3 protein-coding genes are annotated in these 18,977 nt (G+C 40.4%); all 3 read right to left on the minus strand.

Going from position 1 to position 18,977, the window contains the following annotated elements; all coding sequences use genetic code 11:
• Positions 1 to 568, minus strand: a 568-nt coding sequence (locus HW347_RS20390) for a PorP/SprF family type IX secretion system membrane protein (RefSeq protein ID WP_214613569.1), incomplete at its 3' end; no start/stop codon positions are given.
• A gap of 24 nt (positions 569 to 592) precedes the next feature.
• On the minus strand, positions 593 to 16,447 hold the full coding sequence (locus HW347_RS20395) for an Ig-like domain-containing protein (RefSeq protein WP_214613570.1): 15,855 nt from the start codon (positions 16,445 to 16,447) through the stop codon (positions 593 to 595).
• A gap of 774 nt (positions 16,448 to 17,221) precedes the next feature.
• On the minus strand, positions 17,222 to 18,977 hold a 1,756-nt coding region (locus HW347_RS20400; RefSeq protein WP_214613571.1), incomplete at its 5' end, for an OmpA family protein.

Genomic DNA, 18,977 nt, shown 5'->3' on the forward strand with positions numbered 1-18,977 from the left:
AGGAACTGCTGTTCGTATTGGAACCGTCAAAATGTTCCGTCTGTAAAAAGTTCGGCACCGATAGGCCCGCATAGAAATGGTCCGTGTGGTAGTACACCCCCGCCCCGATATTGGGCGAGAACTTGTTGTCTATGTTCGGCAAATTGCTCTCCGCTCCGTAGTTCCTCAGCTTCGAGAAATCAACGTTCAAAAGATGGCCACCGGCCTTTAGACCGAAGGACAGCTTGCCTTCGTCAGACGTCTTTACCGTATAGGAAAAGGCCGCGTCCACGTAGGTGTCCTGGTTCGTGCCGTTACCGATCTCATCGTTGACCACCGACAGCCCCAGGCCTACACGCTTGGAAACCGGCGTATGGAAATTGAGCGTCTGCGTCGTGGGCGCCCCGTCAAGGCCCACCCACTGCGAACGGTGCAGCGCAGCGATACTGAACACCCCCCGCGAACCCGCATAAGCTGGGTTCACAGAGATCGTGTTGTACATGTACTGCGTATATTGCGCGTCCTGTTGGGCAAGTAGCGAAGTACTACCAGCTAAGACGAACAAGAGTAGTGCAAAAAGGTTTTTCATGGTTATTTATTTTGGGACAATATTTTATCTATTAATGTATAGGTAGCCTGCTTTGCTTAGGTTTATTCCCTCGTTCTCATATTTGATCACATAGAAATACACACCGACAGGTAGTTTTGAATCTGCACTAATGGTTGTTCTAGCATCAGAAGTACCCGTGAATACATTTGTAGTATTATCATAACCTGACATTTCATAAACACTAACTCCCCAACGGTTATAGATCTGCACCGTATTGTTCGGATAGGATTCTATATTTTCTATAATGAACCCATCGTTTGTACCGTCGTTATCTGGCGTAATAATTTCGTTACTAACTGAAATACCAGAGTTAACCACTTCTGGGTTGCAACCAGCATCAAGTGTTGGAACTCCATTTAATGAATCGCAAGGGTTAAGAGGATCTGTTCCGTCTTCAATCTCCTGACCATCAGGTATTGTGTCACCATCTGTATCGGCTTCGTAAGAATCTGTACCAATTGCATCTTCTTGTGCTGTTGTAAGTCCGTCACCGTCACAATCACTATTTGGAAGTGCAGTACCATTAACATGATCACAATCATCTAAAGGATTTGTACCATCCAATACTTCCTGACCATCCAAGATACCATCATCATCAGAATCCGAATCATTTGGATCAGTATCCATAGTAACTTCCTCTCCGTCAAGAAGTCCGTCATTATCACTATCTGGGTTATCTATATCAGTTCCTATGGCAACTTCCTCATCGGTTGTTAGTCCATCATCATCGCAATCACTTCTACCTAATGGATATCCATTTACAGAACTACAATCATCTAAAGGATTCGTATTATCAACATTGACTTCTTGTCCGTCATTAATTCCATCACCATCCGTATCAGGATTATTAGGGTCTGTGCCTATTGCAACCTCTTCCTTATCATTGATTCCGTCATTATCCGTGTCAACTGAAACTGTTACCGCTCCTGTTCCAGCATTTCCAGAAGGATCTGTTGCTGTAATATTAATTACATCTTGATCTACTAGAACTGGGAAGCTACCTGAATCTGGTATTGCCGTTTCCGTATCTAAACTCCAATCGCCACTGGCATCGGTAGTCACGGTATAGGTAACATCAGGAATATTATCTCCATCTGTATCCAACTCAATTACTAAAATCTCATTAGTATTTCCTTGACCAGTTAATACCGGTGTAATATCTATAGTATCAAAACTATCAACCGTTGGATTTGCTAAATCAAGAGCTGCAGTATCTGTAGCACTATCTGGACCAACGTTACCGGCAACATCCGTAATAGTAGCCGTTACGACAATAGTACCTAAATCACCAGGATTCGTGATAACCACATCAATAAAGCCATTAGCTACATCAGCAGCAGTAAGCACCACATCTTGTGAGTTACCATTACCATCCGTAACAGTTACCGTATCACCTGCAAATGTCTGAGCTGGTAGTATTACACGTGCATCGATATCACCAGACAGCTCATCAATACTGATCAATTCATCATTATTGGTGTCTTCTGTAATTTCTATAATCGGTGCTAATGGATCTGTAAGATCAAGTACTGCAGTATCAGTAGCACTATCAGGACCTACATTACCAGCAATATCTGTAATGTTTGCTGTTATAACAATCGTGCCTGTATCACCTGGATTTGCGATTATTACATCAATAAATCCGTTTGCGATATCAGTTGCAGTCAAGACTACATCTTGTGAGTTACCATTACCATCGGTAATCGTTACCGTATCACCAGCGACTGCATCAGGTGGAAGTGTTACCACTACATCAATATCACCTACCAGTTCATCTTCACTGATCAAACCATCATTATTGGTGTCTTCTGTAATTTCTACAGTTGGCGCAGTTGGATCTGTAAGATCAAGAGCTGCAGTATCCGTAGCACTATCAGGACCAACATTACCAGCAACATCAGTAATATTCGCAGTTATAACAATTGTACCCGTATCACCAGGATTAGCGATTACAACATCAATGTATCCATTCGCAATATCAGCTGCAGTTAGGATAACATCTTGCGAGTTACCATTACCATCGGTAATCGTTACCGTATCTCCTGCAAATGTTTGAGCTGGTAGTGTTACACGAGCATCTATATCCCCAACTAGTTCATCTTCACTAATTAAACCATCATTATTGGTGTCTTCTGTAATTTCAACCGTCGGAGCCAATGGATCTGTAAGGTCTAATACCGCAGTATCTGTAGCACTATCAGGACCAACATTACCAGCAACATCTGTAATATTCGCTGTTATAACAATGGTACCTGCATCTCCAGGATTAGTAATTATTACATCAATAAATCCGTTCGCGATATCAGTTGCAGTCAAGACTACATCTTGTGAGTTTCCATTACCATCTGTAATAGTTACCGTATCGCCAGCTACCGCATCAGGCGGAAGTGTTACCACTACATCAAGATCACCAACCAATTCATCTTCACTGATCAAACCATCATTATTGGTGTCTTCAGTAATTTCTACCGTTGGCGCAGTTGGATCAGTAAGGTCAAGTACCGCAGTATCTGTAGCACTATCAGGACCAACATTACCAGCAACATCTGTAATATTTGCAGTTACATCTATTGTACCCGTATCACCAGGATTCGCGATTACAACATCAATATATTCATTAGTAATATCAATTGCAGTTAAAACCACATCTTGTGAATTTCCATTACCATCTGTAATGGTTACCGTATCGCCTACTTCTGCATCTATAGGAAGAGAAACACGGGCATCTATATCTCCCATTAATTCATCTTCACTAATTAAACCATCATTATTAGTGTCTTCAGTAATTTCTACTGTTGGTGCACTTGGTGCCGTTGTATCAAGTACTGCTGTATCAGTAGCACTATCATCACCAACATTACCAGCAACATCTGTAATAAATGCTCCCAATACTATTGTACCTGCTTCACCAGGATTGACAATGATAACTTCTAAAGAACCAGTTGCTATATCGGTCGTAGTTAAAATCACATCTTGCGAGTTACCGTTACCATCTGTTATGGTTACTGTATCACCTACTTCTGCATCAATAGGTAGTATAATTACTGCATCAATATCACCAGACAATTCACTTGCACTGATTAAACCGTCATTGCTTACATCTTCAGCAATTTCTACTTCTGGCGCACTAGGAGCCAATACATCGATTAATGCAGTATCTGTTGCACTATCAGGTCCAACATTACCAGCAACATCCGTTAAGTTTGCGGTTACAACTATAGTATTTCCATCACCAGGATTGGCAATAATTACATCTATAAATCCATTGGCAACATCTGCTGCAGTTAATACCACATCTTGTGAGTTTCCGTTACCATCGGTAACCGTTACCGTATCTCCTTCAAATGTTGGTCCAACTAAAGTTACACGTGCATCGATATCTCCTACTAATTCATCTTCACTGATGATACCATCATTATTGGTGTCTTCGGTAATTTCTACCGTTGGCGCACTTGGATCGGTAAGATCAAGTAATGCATTATCTGTATTACTATCAGGACCCACATTACCGGCTATGTCTGTTACGTTGGCAGTGACATTAATTGTACCACCATCTCCCGGATTAGGAATTACAACAAGAATAAATCCGTTGGTAGCTTGAGCTGCTGTAAGTATAACATCTTGAGAATCTCCATTACCATCTGTTATAGTCACCGTATCACCTGCGGCAATGTTACTTGGTAGTGATACTGCGGCTTGAATATCTCCGTCTAATTCATCTTCGTTAATTAACTCATCATCATTACTGTCATCTACAATAATTACCGTAGGAGCACCAGGATCAGTAAGATCTAGTACTGCAGTATCTGTAGCACTATCAGGACCAACATTACCGGCAACATCTGTTATATTAGCGGTTACCACAATGGTACCCATATCACCAGGGTTGGCAATAATAACATCTACATATCCATCAGATATATTTGTTGCGGTCAGTACCACATCTTGTGAGTTTCCATTACCATCGGTTACCGTAACTATATCTCCTGCAAATACTGCTCCCACTAAAGTTACACGGGCATCAATATCACCAATTAATTCGTCTTCGTTTATTAAACCATCATTATCGGCATCTTCTGTAATCTCAATTGTTGGCGCAACAGGAGCTGTTGTATCAATGGCAGCGGTATCAGTAGCACTATCAGGACCAACATTACCTGCAACATCCGTTAGATTAGCAGTTAATACAATAGTACCGTTTTCACCTGGGTTGATTATTACCACATCTATAGAACCCGTTGCAACATCTGTTGCAGTAAGTATTATATCTTGTGAATTACTATTACCATCAGTTACCGTTACCGTATCACCAGCAACTGCACCGACAGGAAGTGTTACCACAGCATCTAAATCACCTACTAGTTCATCGCCATTTATTAATTCATCATCATTGACATCTTCAGTAATTTGTATTGTTGGAGCTAATGGATCTTTAAGGTCAAGTACCGCAGTATCTGTAGCACTATCTGGACCAACATTACCGGCAACATCTGTAAGATTTGCGGTTACCACAATAGTACCCGTATCTCCAGGATTTGCGATTACTACATCAATAAATCCGTTTGTAATATCAGTTGCCGTCAAGATTACATCTTGAGAGTTTCCATTACCATCAGTAACGGTCACCGTATCTCCTGCTACCACATCCACTGGAAGCGTTACACGAGCATCAATATCACCTACAAGTTCGTCTTCGTTTATTAATCCGTCATTGTCAACATCTTCAGAGATAACTACTGTTGGCGCTAAAGGAGCCGTCGTATCAAGTACTGCTGTATCTGTAGCACTATCCGCACTTGTATTGCCAGCCACATCTGTAATATTAGCCGTTACGACAATGGTACCATTCTCACCAGGGTTAGCAATTATAACAGTTATATCGCCATTACTAATATCAGTTGCAGTAAGCACCACGTCTTGTGAGTTACCATTACCATCTGTAATGGTAACCGTATCACCAGCAACGGCATCCACAGGTAGTGTAACTACTGCATTGATAGGTCCTGTTAATTCATCATCACTAATTAAACCATCATTATTGGTGTCTTCAGTAATTTGAACTGTTGGAGCCGTTGGGGCCGTAGTATCTATGATCAACTCTAAGGTGGTAATATCTACTGTACTATTACCCGCTGCGTCTGTACTTGTGACCGCAACTTCATTTACACCATTTACATTTGGATCAAAAGTTCCACTTTCCGGAGATTCAACTTCGGTATCTAAAGTCCAATTGCCAGAAGCATCAGTAATAATGGTAAAAATTGCACCGCCTACTTCTATTTCTAAAGTAGAATTTGCTTCTGCAGTACCTGTAATAACAGGTGTTATATCATTTGTTATTTGACTATTTACTGTAGGAATAGCAGGATTGGTAGTATCTATTGTCAACTCTAAAGTTGTAACATCATCAGTACTATTACCAGCAGCATCTGTACTTGTAACGGCTACTTCATTTGTTCCATTTACATTTGGTGTAAATGATCCACTATCTGCAATAGCAGTTTCCGTATCAATCGTCCAGTTGCCAGAAGCATCTGCAGTTGTTGTATATGTTGCACCCGCAACTACTACCGTTACCGTAGAATTTGCTTCTGCAGTACCTGTAATAACAGGTGTTGTATCATTTGTAATTTGACTATCAACGGTAGGAATAGCAGGCGGAGTTACATCTACCGTAAGCAACGCACTATCAGAAATTAAAGGAGAACATACAAAATTAGTCTCTGTAATTATCACTCTATATTCATAACCCTGTTGTGTTGTTGTTATACCTGTTAAAGTCAGTGTTTCTGTATTACTTCCTGAATAAATATCAGTTGCATTTGCATCGTCAATATCAACAAAACCACCACCCAATTGATCATCTACTTGCCATTGATAAAGTACATCTGTACCTGTAGCCGTTACCGTAAATATCTCTGCAGAACTTCCATTAGTTAATACATCTTGAGGTTGTTCTGCTGCAGTTGCAATTGTTGGTATAACACCTGGCTGTTGAAAGTCGAATGTTGAATCTGTAGCACTATCCGCATTATTTGGTGTGGTGTATCCGTCAGAAACATTAGTTCCTGTTACAATTCCATTAGAATCTACAACTGTAGCACCATCGCCCAAGACTCCGTCACCATTAGGGTCTGTGAACCCAGCTTCGATAACATCATTACATCCATCTCCATCAGCATCTAATTCCAAGAAATCAAATATTCCATCAGAAGTAGTTTCAGAATCTGATACCGTATAACTTACAGCACCGCTATTTTGCTGACCACTTGCCTGTACCGAATTTGGAATACCATCTGTACCCACCGCACCAGTTACAACACCAGCTGTAAATACTTGGTCACTGCCAGATTCTACAACATCATAAATACCATCATTATCTGTATCTAAATCAAAGTGGTTAGGAACACCATCTCCATCAGTATCAAAAATATCGACGATACCATCACCGTTGGCATCAGCACCTAAATCGGTATCTCTATAATTTAATATTCCGTCAGAATCATCATCAGCACTAGGATTAGTTCCTGAAGTTTCAACCGTATCTAAAATACCATCGTTATCATCATCTAAATCAATAGAATCTGCTATACCATCTAAATCATTATCATCAATACCAACTTCGCGGTAATCAACTTCTGGAGTTGTAGTTTTTGCTATGTTAGGTAAATCTGAAGCTCCATTATCTTGATCATCATTAGTATCAAAAAGAGTACCTAGTGTGTCTACATCATCATATCCATTTAATAAACCATCACCGTCAGAATCTAGATTGTTCGTAGCTGCAGCAAAACCTGCTTCAACTCTATCGGTAAAACCATCGCCATCTGAGTCTAAATCTAAATAATCTGGAATACCATCTAAATCTGTATCAATAGCTGTTAAGCCTTCGTTCCCTGCTCCTTCATACGGATCGCCCAAACCATCTGTATCACCATCATCCACTCCTCTAGAAGTATAAGATGAAGTAAGTTGTGCCTCTACATTATCTGGAATACCATCATTATCCGAGTCAATATCTAAATGATCTTCAATACCATCATTATCACTATCTATACCTTGATATATTGTGTAAACAGGTTCCGAACCAGGGCCTGAGGCTATTCCTGTTGGTGTACCACCAGAATTATTTGCTGAAGTGGTATTTGTAGGTGTGAACAATCCATTTATGTCACAGGTCTGGAATAAAATTGAACCTAAATAATCCCGTGTGGTAAAACCAGGTTGTAACTCACCTGTAAATGTTAAATTAAGGTTTGTAGTTTCATAGTAGTTGAAATACGCAGCTAGTTTAGCTCCAAAATCAACCCCTGCCCATGTTTGCGCAGGACCCTCAAAAGTAGCCGTACCAGTTGCTAAATTCTCTGATACTGTAAGCAATGAATTACTATCTACTGCATACAAACCAGGGCGTGTAAGCGTTACGCTTTCTTTGGTATTAGCGCCATCTATATCATAAATTACACCACCAAAACGAATAAGGTTTACCTGAAAATCCGTTCCTGACGCTACCAAACTTATATTAAAGGACATACTACCTGTTGCGCCTGCGGTACCTCCTACATCAAAAGTAGGTTGCCAAGCTTCGTTACTACCAGAAGCATTGGTATCAATTGAAGTTAAGGTTGCATTGTCTATATCCGTAATTGTAACAATAGCATCTAAAACACCCAATGATGATGTAACTACAGTTGAGAATCTATATTCCGCATTTAAAGTACCTGCTCCAGAACCAGTAGCAGCTATATAGGAACCTCCAATAAATGAACCGGCAGGAATACCACAAGCATCTCCTTTGGTATCTGTAGGTTGAAAACCTAAAGATTCTACGTAATCTAAAATGCCATCGTTATCATTATCAATATCGATAAGATTATCAACTCCATCACCATCCGTATCAATAGGGTCTAAGTGTACATTGCCATCTCTAAAATCTACTTCACTGGTAAAAGGATCTTGAGTATTTAAGAAAGTTGTTACATCTTGATTATTATTTGTTGCCCCGTTTGGATCTGCGATACCATTTGGTCCCGAGATACTTAAATCAAAAGCATCATCTAATCCATCATTATCAGCATCTGTTCCAGAAAGAACAACATCTGCCACTAGATCATCATTGTAATCATAGACTTCGGTCATATCATCTAAACCGTCATTATCAGAATCTGTATCCCTAAAATCTGGCATATCTTGACCGTCTGAATTTTCAGGTTGATTAATAGACTCTCCTGAGCCGGCAGGTGCAACCTCATAATTATCGGCAAGACCATTGCCATCTGAATCTGCAGATGGAAAAAGGTGACCTGAAGTTGATTGCCACTCTATGTTATCTATTATACCGTCATTATCACTATCTAAATCTAAATAATCTGGACGACCATCTAGATCCGTATCTTCTGGTGAAGTGGTAAGGCTATTATTAGGATCATAATCTACATCAAAAGCATCATCAATACCATCATTATCAGAATCGTTACCAGATAATTGAACTAAATCAACATCTGTTTGTGCTTCTACTAAATCTCTAATACCATCATTATCAGAATCGATATCTAAATAATCTGGACCAGCTGTACCGTCAGAATTTACAGGAACTGCTGTTACGCCTGCACCATCCAAACCACCATCTTCTAAAACATCTGGAATACCATTGGTACCCACTCCACTTTCAGAACTATCTATATACCCATTACCATTGGTGTCTAAACTTCCATTTCCTGTTTCTACAAGATCCGGAATACCATCATTATCACTATCAAGGTCTAAACTATCTGGAACCCCGTCTCCATCAAAATCACCAGAACCTTCTACTGTATCTGGAATACCATCGTTATCATCATCTTCATCACATGCGTCTGGTAGCGCATCACCATCTGCGTTTATAGCATCATCAAAACCTTCACAGGCATCTAAAGAATTTTGCACACCGTCACCATCACAATCACTTGTTGGTAAAGGACTACCTCCTATAGATTCACAATCATTCAATGGATTTGTACCATCTGTATCTTCTTGACCGTCATCAATACCATCACCATCCGTATCTAAACTATATGGATCAGTACCATTGGTAACTTCTGTACTATTTATAATTCCGTCACCGTCACAATCTGCCGCTGCCCAAATTGGGTTTGTAGCATCATAACCTGCATAACCTGCTGCCTGAACTGGATCACAAGGATCTAACGGATCAGCATCAATATCATCTGGAACTCCGTCACCATCAGTATCTGTACTATATGGATCAGTACCATTGGTTACTTCTGTACCATTTATTACTCCGTCGTTATCACAATCTGCCGCTGCCCATATTGCATTGGTTGCAACGTAACCGGTATAACCAGGTGCTTGAACTGGATCACAAGGATCAAGTGGATCATTGTCCACATCATCTTGAATTCCGTCACCATCAGTATCTGTATTATATGGATCAGTACCAAAAGTATCTTCTGTACCATTGGTAACATTATCACCATCACAATCTGCCGCTGCCCATATTGCATTGGTTGCAACGTAACCTGTGTAACCTGCAACTTGTGAAGGATCACAAGGGTCTAACGGATCTGCATCTGTATTATCTGGAACACCATCACCATCTGTATCTGTACTATATGGATCGGTACGATTGGTAACTTCTGTACTATTAATCACTCCGTCGCCATCACAATCTGCCGCTGCCCAAATAGCATTACTAGCATCATAACCCGCGTAACCTGCCGCTTGTACTGGATCACAAGGATTTAAAGCATCTGAATCTGTATTATCTGGAACACCATCACCATCTGTATCTGTATTGTATGGATCTGTACCATTAGTATCTTCCGTACCATTTAAAACTCCATCACCATCACAATCTGCCGCTGCCCAAATAGCATTGCTAGCGTCATAACCTGTATACCCTGCAGCTTGTACTGGATCACAAGGATCTAACGGGTCAGCATCTGTGGTATCTGGCACACCATCACCATCGGTATCTGAACTATAAGGATCAGTGCCATTAGTATCTTCGGTACCGTTTAAAACACCATCACTATCACAATCTGCCGCTGCCCAAATGGCATTGCTAGCATCATAACCTGTATACCCTGCCGCTTGTACTGGATCACAAGGATCTAAAGCGTCTGTATCTGTATTATCCGGAACACCATCACCATCAGTATCTACATTGTAAGGATCCGTACCATTGGTATCTTCTGTACCATTGGTAACTCCGTCACCATCACAATCTGCCGCTGCCCAAATAGCATTGTTAGCATCGTAACCGGTGTAACCTGCTGCTTGTACTGGATCACAAGGATCTAAAGCATCTGTATCTGTATTATCCGGAACACCATCACCGTCTGTATCTGTACTATATGGATCTGTACCGTTGGTAACTTCAGTTCCATTGGTAACTCCGTCTCCATCACAATCTGCTGCTGCCCAAATAGCATTGGTAGCATCATAACCTGTATAACCTGCTGGCTGAACTGGATCACATGGATCTAGTGCATCACTGTCAACGTCATCTTGAACACCGTCGCCATCTGTATCTATATCAAAAGGGTCAGTACCATTGGTAACCTCTGTACCATTATCAAGATTATCTCCATCACAATCGGCTGCTGCCCAAACCGCATAATTTTCATCTGTAGTTGCACGTACGCTTGGAACCGTTACTTCACAAGGGTCTAAAGGATTTGTATTATTAGTTACTTCAAATCCGTTTGTTTCTCCATCACCATCACAGTCTAATGCACTCCAACTTGCTTCTGCATTAGCTGCGACTTGATTTGTACTATATACACAAGGATCTAAAGGATCTGTATCTGTTGTATCTGGGTCACCATCGCCATCATCATCAAGATCACAAATACCCACTAAACCATCGCCATCTAAATCTAAATCTTCGGTAGTTACCGCACTTACATTGCCAGTTGTATAGGCTGCTGCTGCCACCAATCCGTTGGCTAATATTTTTCCTGAACCATCGCTAACAGTTGCTGTATCGGCATCATCATATACCAAACCATCACCATTATCTGCTGTATTATCTTCGTATGCTTCGTTAGCATCTGAGCAACCATCTGCATCACTATCTAAATTTAAAAAATCTGGAGTGCCCGCCGTAGTTTCCGTCGGAACTGTACCTGTACCTGCTGTATTAGGGATACCTTCAGTACTTACGGCTCCATCTGCAATACCATTGGCATCTGCATCTGTACCACCTGATTCTACAACATCATAAATTCCATCATTATCACTATCTAAATCAAGCGTATTTGCTACACCATCATTATCATTATCACAATCTAAAACTGATCTAAATGCAAAACCTTCATTTACGTGATTTGCACTTGAATTTATAGTTCCATCTGCGAAATAACCAATATCCATAGGGAAAGTTATTCCTGTACTTGTATCAATTAATAGAGACCATTGCGAATCTGGCACAAGTCTGGAAAGTCCCGCTGCATCTGGAGCCACTTGAAAAGGAGTACCGGAGGTTATCACAGCTCCATTTCCTAAATCTGTTTCACCCAATGGATCGGACAATACTGCCGTACCGCCACCTGGCCATGTAATCGTAACTGTTTTATCTGCATTTTGAATTCCTCCAACGTCACTGTTCGGCTCAAAAGAAGAAACCCTAATAGCATTTTGTACCGCATTTACTGGCTCTTGTAAAGTAAGTATCATTTCTACGGTTGGATCTGTTCCTTGATTCCATCGTACTTGTAGACCATTATCGGCAGAACCGGTTTTATCTAAAATATTATATTCAGTAGATGTAATAGTAAACTGTTGACTTACTCCATTACCATTATTATATTCTCCTGTTAGCAATAGCGTATCATCTCCCGTTAAAATTAAGCCTTTTGCCGGCGTACATTCTAAGGCATTCGCTATACCATCATTATCATTATCGTCATCACAAAAATCACCAACATTATCACCATCTGCATCATTATATAAGGGATGATTTGGTGAACATTCAGAACATGCATCTGACTGTTGTAAATTGTCTATAGATGTACCAACTCCTTGAGAAGATCCACCAGGAATACCTGCTGCATCTGCCGTAGCCGTAAGTTGAAAACTACCATCTATATTAGTATAATCATAAGTTGCGGCACCCTCTAAAGCATCTGGGCAACCATCATTGTCACTATCTAAATCTAGATGGTTATAAATTCCATCATTATCTGTATCTAAATTATAGGCACATAAAATATTAACCGTCCACCCAATATTATCGGCATTAGCCGTATCCATTTGAGTTATAACAATTTTGTCTATTGCTTTATCAATATTAAATCTAAAGTTGGCTTCTTGACCACCTCCACCAATTATTGCGGCTATGGCATCTCCGGTAACAGGATCATAAGAAGCTCCCGACCCTATGGTTCCGCTAAGTGCATAAATATCTGCTGGAAATTCTACTTGAACTCCATTATTAAAAAATCTAATATTTTGACTTTCATTATAAGATCCCGCTGCATTTCTAGCTAAACTTCTTACATTAAATTCTGTAGATAATATAAGTTCAGAAAATACAATTTCTGTAGAAGTACCGGTAACCCCAGAACTAGAATTACGCGTTTGCATATCTACCCTTACGGTGCCATCTGTATAATTTGGATTGCCAGCAGCGAAAATCCCAGAACCTATTGTAGTGGTAACAACTGCTGAAATACCACTATCAAAATCCTTTAAATAAGTAACTAAATCACCGTCATTGCTATCTGCTGCTACTGTATTATAAGATGCATCTGTAAAATGAATATTTGTTGAAGAAGCTGCCCCACATCCACTATTAGATTCATCAACATCTAAAATACCATCATTATCATTGTCTTCATCACAAGCATCACCAATAGTATCGCCATCAAAATCTGTAAATAAAGGATGATTTGGAAGGCATTCTGAACATGCAGTTGATTTTGCTAATTTGTCTAATGAAGTACCTCTACCCTGAGCAGAACCACTAGGTATACCATTGGCACCTACAGCTACGGTTAATCTAAGGTCACCATCAATATCATCATAATCATAACTTGCATCACCCTCTAAAGCATCTGGGCAACCATCATTATCGCTATCTAAATCTTTACAATCTACAATACCATCACCATCGGTGTCGGTAGTAGCTATTCTTGGAAATTCACCAATTTCCATTCTAAACTGTTGTGTACTTGGAAGAATATTATCATCCCAATCCATATAAAAATAGGTAGTACCATAACTCTCGGCAACGATTGGACTAGTACCTCCACTTCCATTTGCCTCTATACTTGCAAAACCAGAACCGTCATCAGTAGTAACTGTAACACTAGCCGGTGTATCACCATTAACATAATGCATTTGGCTATTAGACAAATACGTTTCAATCTCACCTGTGCTGAAAGCAACACCTGCAAGTGCTTCTCTTCTTATATCAACTGGTTCTGAGAATTCTAAAATAAACCCTGCATGACCGCCCAATAAACTACCTGACGATGCACCCATATATAGTCTGGCATCATCTGGCTCATTTGAGACTGAAGTTATGGTGACCATCACACCTGCCAAATTTGCATTTAAGTTTCCTAGATCGAAGGTACCTATGAGCCCCCATTCGTTATCACTACCAGTTCTACCGGACCAATACGTTGTTCCTATAATTCTGTTCCATTGAAAATCAACCCAGCTAACTGAAGTATCTTGAGTACCAATAACTGATGCCGGTGGCGCTACACATTCATCCGTATCTAAAATACCATCATTATCATCATCTAAATCGCAACCATCTGGCACGCCATCATTATCAGTGTCTACACTATCATCAAATCCTAGACAAAGATCAGAAGTATCTGGAACGCCATCATTATCGTCATCTAAATTTTCTACAGTAATTACTGCTGTTGAATCATCTACAGATGAATTGGAATCTGTTTGATCTTGAGTGTTAGAAATTGTATTTGTAATACTTCTAGTTGCGAATGGAGCATCTATATCATCGGCAGAAGCGACAATAACTATTGATTGCTTTTCACCTTTGACCATATCACCTACATTCCAATTTGGAGCAGACCAAGTACCTTTGCTTGGAGTTGCACTTATTAAAGTTAATCCTGTTGGTAATTCATCTGTAATAACTAAACCAGTGGTATCATCTAATCCTAAGCTTTCTACGGTAATTGTAAAAGTTACCGTTTCGCCTTCTGATATTGTTGTCTTGTCTGAAGTTTTACTAATGAAAATGTCTGGATTACAATAAAATACCTGAATTACATTAGAGTTATAATCACATCCACTTTTAGATACATTTACGTAATGTTCACCAATTTCAGTAGGCGTGTAACTTCCGCTGGTAGCTCCAGGTATGGCAACTCCATCGTTAAACCATTGGTAGGTATCAAAAGTTTCAGTAAGCGTTATAGTACTCCCTAAACATCCCGAACCTGAAATAGAGTAGTCTACTACGGGTACGGTATCAAAACCAGAAAAGTACCCACCAGTTCCTAGTGCACCACTAAAACCAACAACTCCAACAGCAATTGCTCCTGAAGATTGTACATATATATTACCCGTTAAACCTGGGATATAAAAACTTTTCCAAGGTAAGCCCGTAGCCGGTATAGCAGCAGGCAAGGTTACAGGAACACCATCGGCAGTTACGACAATATTAGCATCAGGGGTACTATTTGATGCTAGAATGGTCAACCCACCTGATATCGTTTTTCCTGCTAAATCTTCAATAGTACTAATGTTATTTACATTATCTGGAAGTAAACAATTAACAGGAGCAATAAAATTCATTCCAATTGTTGCTCCAGAATTACTACCAGCCAAACATTGGTAGGCATACACATTTTTAGATGCGGTAACCGTCATATTATTACCCGCTGTACCACCAGAATAATTTGACCCAGGAACCACAAAGTATTCTCCGTCATTTATAGTTGCAATGGGAGTTGTTGCCCCATTTACAAAAATATCGGTACCACTAGCTGTTCCAATTATTATTGGAAATTCTAAGGCATCTGTACCACCACCTCTAATAAAAACATATTCACGACCAATAATATCAATAGGCACTGGTTGATCTGTTCCTCCATCTTGAATATTAGAACTAGGAAGAACACCAAGTAATATATGACCAGTACTAATAGCGATATCCTTATCTGATATAATATCTGCACCTAACCATCCATATCTATTGGCATCACCATTACTTCCTTCAGCTTCTAAAACATAAGATTCTCCTTTATTTAATGTAATTGTAATCGTGTCATCGGTTAAGCCTGTACCATTATTTCCTAGTCGAAAAACACAATCAGGATCATAGTCTGAAATGGTAACTGTTGTATTATCTTCCGTAGCCATAACCCCTAAGACTGCATTAAAAATACTTCGATCATGTAAAAAGGGAATACCACCCCATTTAAAATGGGTTCCTAAGGCTGCCCGTCCTTTAGAGGTTAAGGAAACACCTTGAGAATTACTATTTCCTCTATAATTGGCATAAAATTTTTGTCCTCCTGGTGCCTCTAAACGTAAACCTGCCGTACTACTAACAAGGCCAACTTCTGCATTAGGCAATAATGTTATTCCATTCTCTTTTGTAGGTAATATATACGTGTATGGTACGGTGTTGGAAACAGAAACCGTTGCTAGCGGAGTTGCCGAGGTACCTACGTAAATGTTAACATCAAATGGTATAACTTCCGGAGTGGAAAGGTATACATATTGATCAATAATATAATTCTGGTTCGTCTCGGTAAGTGGTGGCATATAATGCAGGTCACTAAGTTGAGCGTAAGAACTACTCATGGCAAAAACAAGAAACACTAGAGATAGAAACTTATTTTTAATTGTTGAGGCCTTTATTTTCATAGTGTAATTTTGGTATCGTAATCTGAATTCAAAAAAATTAGTACGTAATCTTCTTGATGTTTTTGATTTAAGAAGAGTTTTGTGAGTGTTCTTCTGATGATCAAATAATTGGAAGCTTTAAGAGCAAAAAGAAACAATTTTCACTCAAACAACCGGTTTTTTATGCTGTACTACTTGGTATATATAGTTGAATGGATATAAAGTGTCTTTCAACGGTAATACCAATACATCTAGAAAGCAAAGTGTACTTACATTTAAAATTCTCAAAAACTTAAAAATGATTTTATCCATTTTAAGTTCTTCTAAAAAAGAATTATTGACCGTATTACAGATTGCTATAATTTGATAAACGAGTATAGAATAATTCATAGTTTGGGAATTAGCATGATAAAACTTATTCTATGAAGTGTACGTAAAATACTACATAAATATAGTTAATCTTCTTAAATATAATATCAGAACAAAAATTATAGCAGTTAATGTTGTAAAATGGTAGTGAATTGTATGGGAAAGCTCATAATTTGTATATGAAAGAATAATAAATAATGTATTTCATCGATAAGACCAATAATAACAATAGTTTACAGATTTACCCTAATCACCTTAATTTTTGAATTGTAGAAGTCTTGATTTCTGAAATACAGTTGTATTTTTGATTAACAAATTTGTAAGATTTTGTCTAAAACCGATAAATGAGTTTAGGGCATAAAAAAAGGGAAGGAGCAATGCTCCTTCCCTTTCCTACATTAAAATTATTTATTGGTTCGTTCAGCTCTATTTCACGACGATGAATTCCGAACGTCTGTTCATCTGATGTTGCTCTTTGGTACATGGTACCCCGTTGCTACAATCGTTCGTCAGCTGCGTTTCGCCAAAGCCTTCAAAAGAAATGCGGCCTTCATCGATTCCCTGTTCCACCAAGTACGCCGCCGTGGACTTCGCCCTATTGGCGGACAAACGTAGGTTATAGTTGTCGTTGGCCCTTGAATCCGTATGGGAACCTACCTGTATCTTCACATTGGGATATTCGTTAAGATACGCCAGTACCTTGTTCAGGCTGATCCTGGCATCCTCACGGATGAAGTGCTTGTCGAAATCAAAGTAGATCGGTTCGATGTTCAGGTACTTCGCCAGATCCGTACCGATTGGTGCCGACTTGTCCGTTTGTGCCAATACCACTTCTATGCCCGTGGCGTCCTTCGCGTTCACCGTGGCGAATATCTTGTCGCCCTCGTCGTAGTCCGTTTTCGTGGCCACCACTTTGTAGTTGCCGTCCTCACAGTTCCCTTCCATGGCGAACGCACCGTTGGCGTCCGTCTGCGAACTCGCTATCAGGTTCTTCTTCGTGTCGTATACCTTGATGGTCGCGTTGGCAAGCAAGGCCCCCGTCTTCTTGTCCTTCACCACCCCGGTAATATTGGTATGGCAGGTAAAGTCCAATGGTTCCTTTTCCACAAAACTATAGATATCGTCGTTCCCTTGCCCTCCTTTTCGGTTACTGGCGAAATAGCCTTTTTTAGTTTCTTCGTTCACGATATATGAAAAATCGTCCTCTTCCCCGTTCAACGGTCTTCCTACGTTAAGTACCTTACCGCTGTCGTTCTTCAGGTCCGTTCCGAATACATCGAGACCTCCCAGTCCGGGATGTCCGTCAGAGGAGAAATATAATATGTCCGATGCCGTTACGAACGGAAAGGTCTCCCTCGCCTCCGTATTGATCTGTGGTCCCAAGTTCTGTGGTGCACCGAAAGTACCGTCCTCGTTTATCTCTACAGAAAAGATATCCGACTCCCCTGCCGTTCCCGGCATATCCGAAGCAAAATATAGTTTTGTCTCATCGTTGTTCAAGGTCGGGTGTGCCACCGAGTAGCTGTCCCCGTTAAAGGGTAGCTCCACGATATTGCCCCATTCTTCATCGATCAGGTCGGCGCGGTATATCTTTAATCTGCTTATACCTTCCTCGTCCCTGGAGAACTTACCGTTGTTGGAGTTGTTCCTCGTAAAGTACATCGTCTTTCCGTCCTTGGTAAAGGCCGTGGAGGATTCATGGGTCTTCTTGTTCAGTTTCCGGTCCAGCTTGTCCAGTTCCGTGAAATTGCCCTGGTCGTCGCCGGTAGCCTTGTACAGGTTCAAAAAGGCGCCGTTGTTCCATCTGTGGATGTTCTTGGATACCAGTCCGCTGTCCCTTGCCGTGGAAAAGACCAGGTCCTTCCCGTAGAAAGAGGGCGCAAAGTCCGATACCTTGGAGTTCAGCCCCAGGTTCTTCAGTTCGTACCTCCCCGAGCGTTCCTCGATCTGTTCCAGGTAGTCCTCGTTGTTGCCGAAGGCCAGGGCGCGTTGGTCGTTGGACCTTGCCGTCTTGAACTTGTTCATCCAAACGTCAGATGCATCGTACTTTTCCAACGATTTTAACGTCTGGGCGTACCGGTACATGTATTCCGGGTCGATATCCGTTATCCCCAACTGGAACAGTTGCCCGTACCAATTGGACGCCTCTTGGTAGTTCGCGTTCAAATAGTTCGCGTTACCC

It is taken from the genome of Zobellia barbeyronii (genome assembly GCF_018603515.1).
GTDB lineage: Bacteria > Bacteroidota > Bacteroidia > Flavobacteriales > Flavobacteriaceae > Zobellia > Zobellia barbeyronii.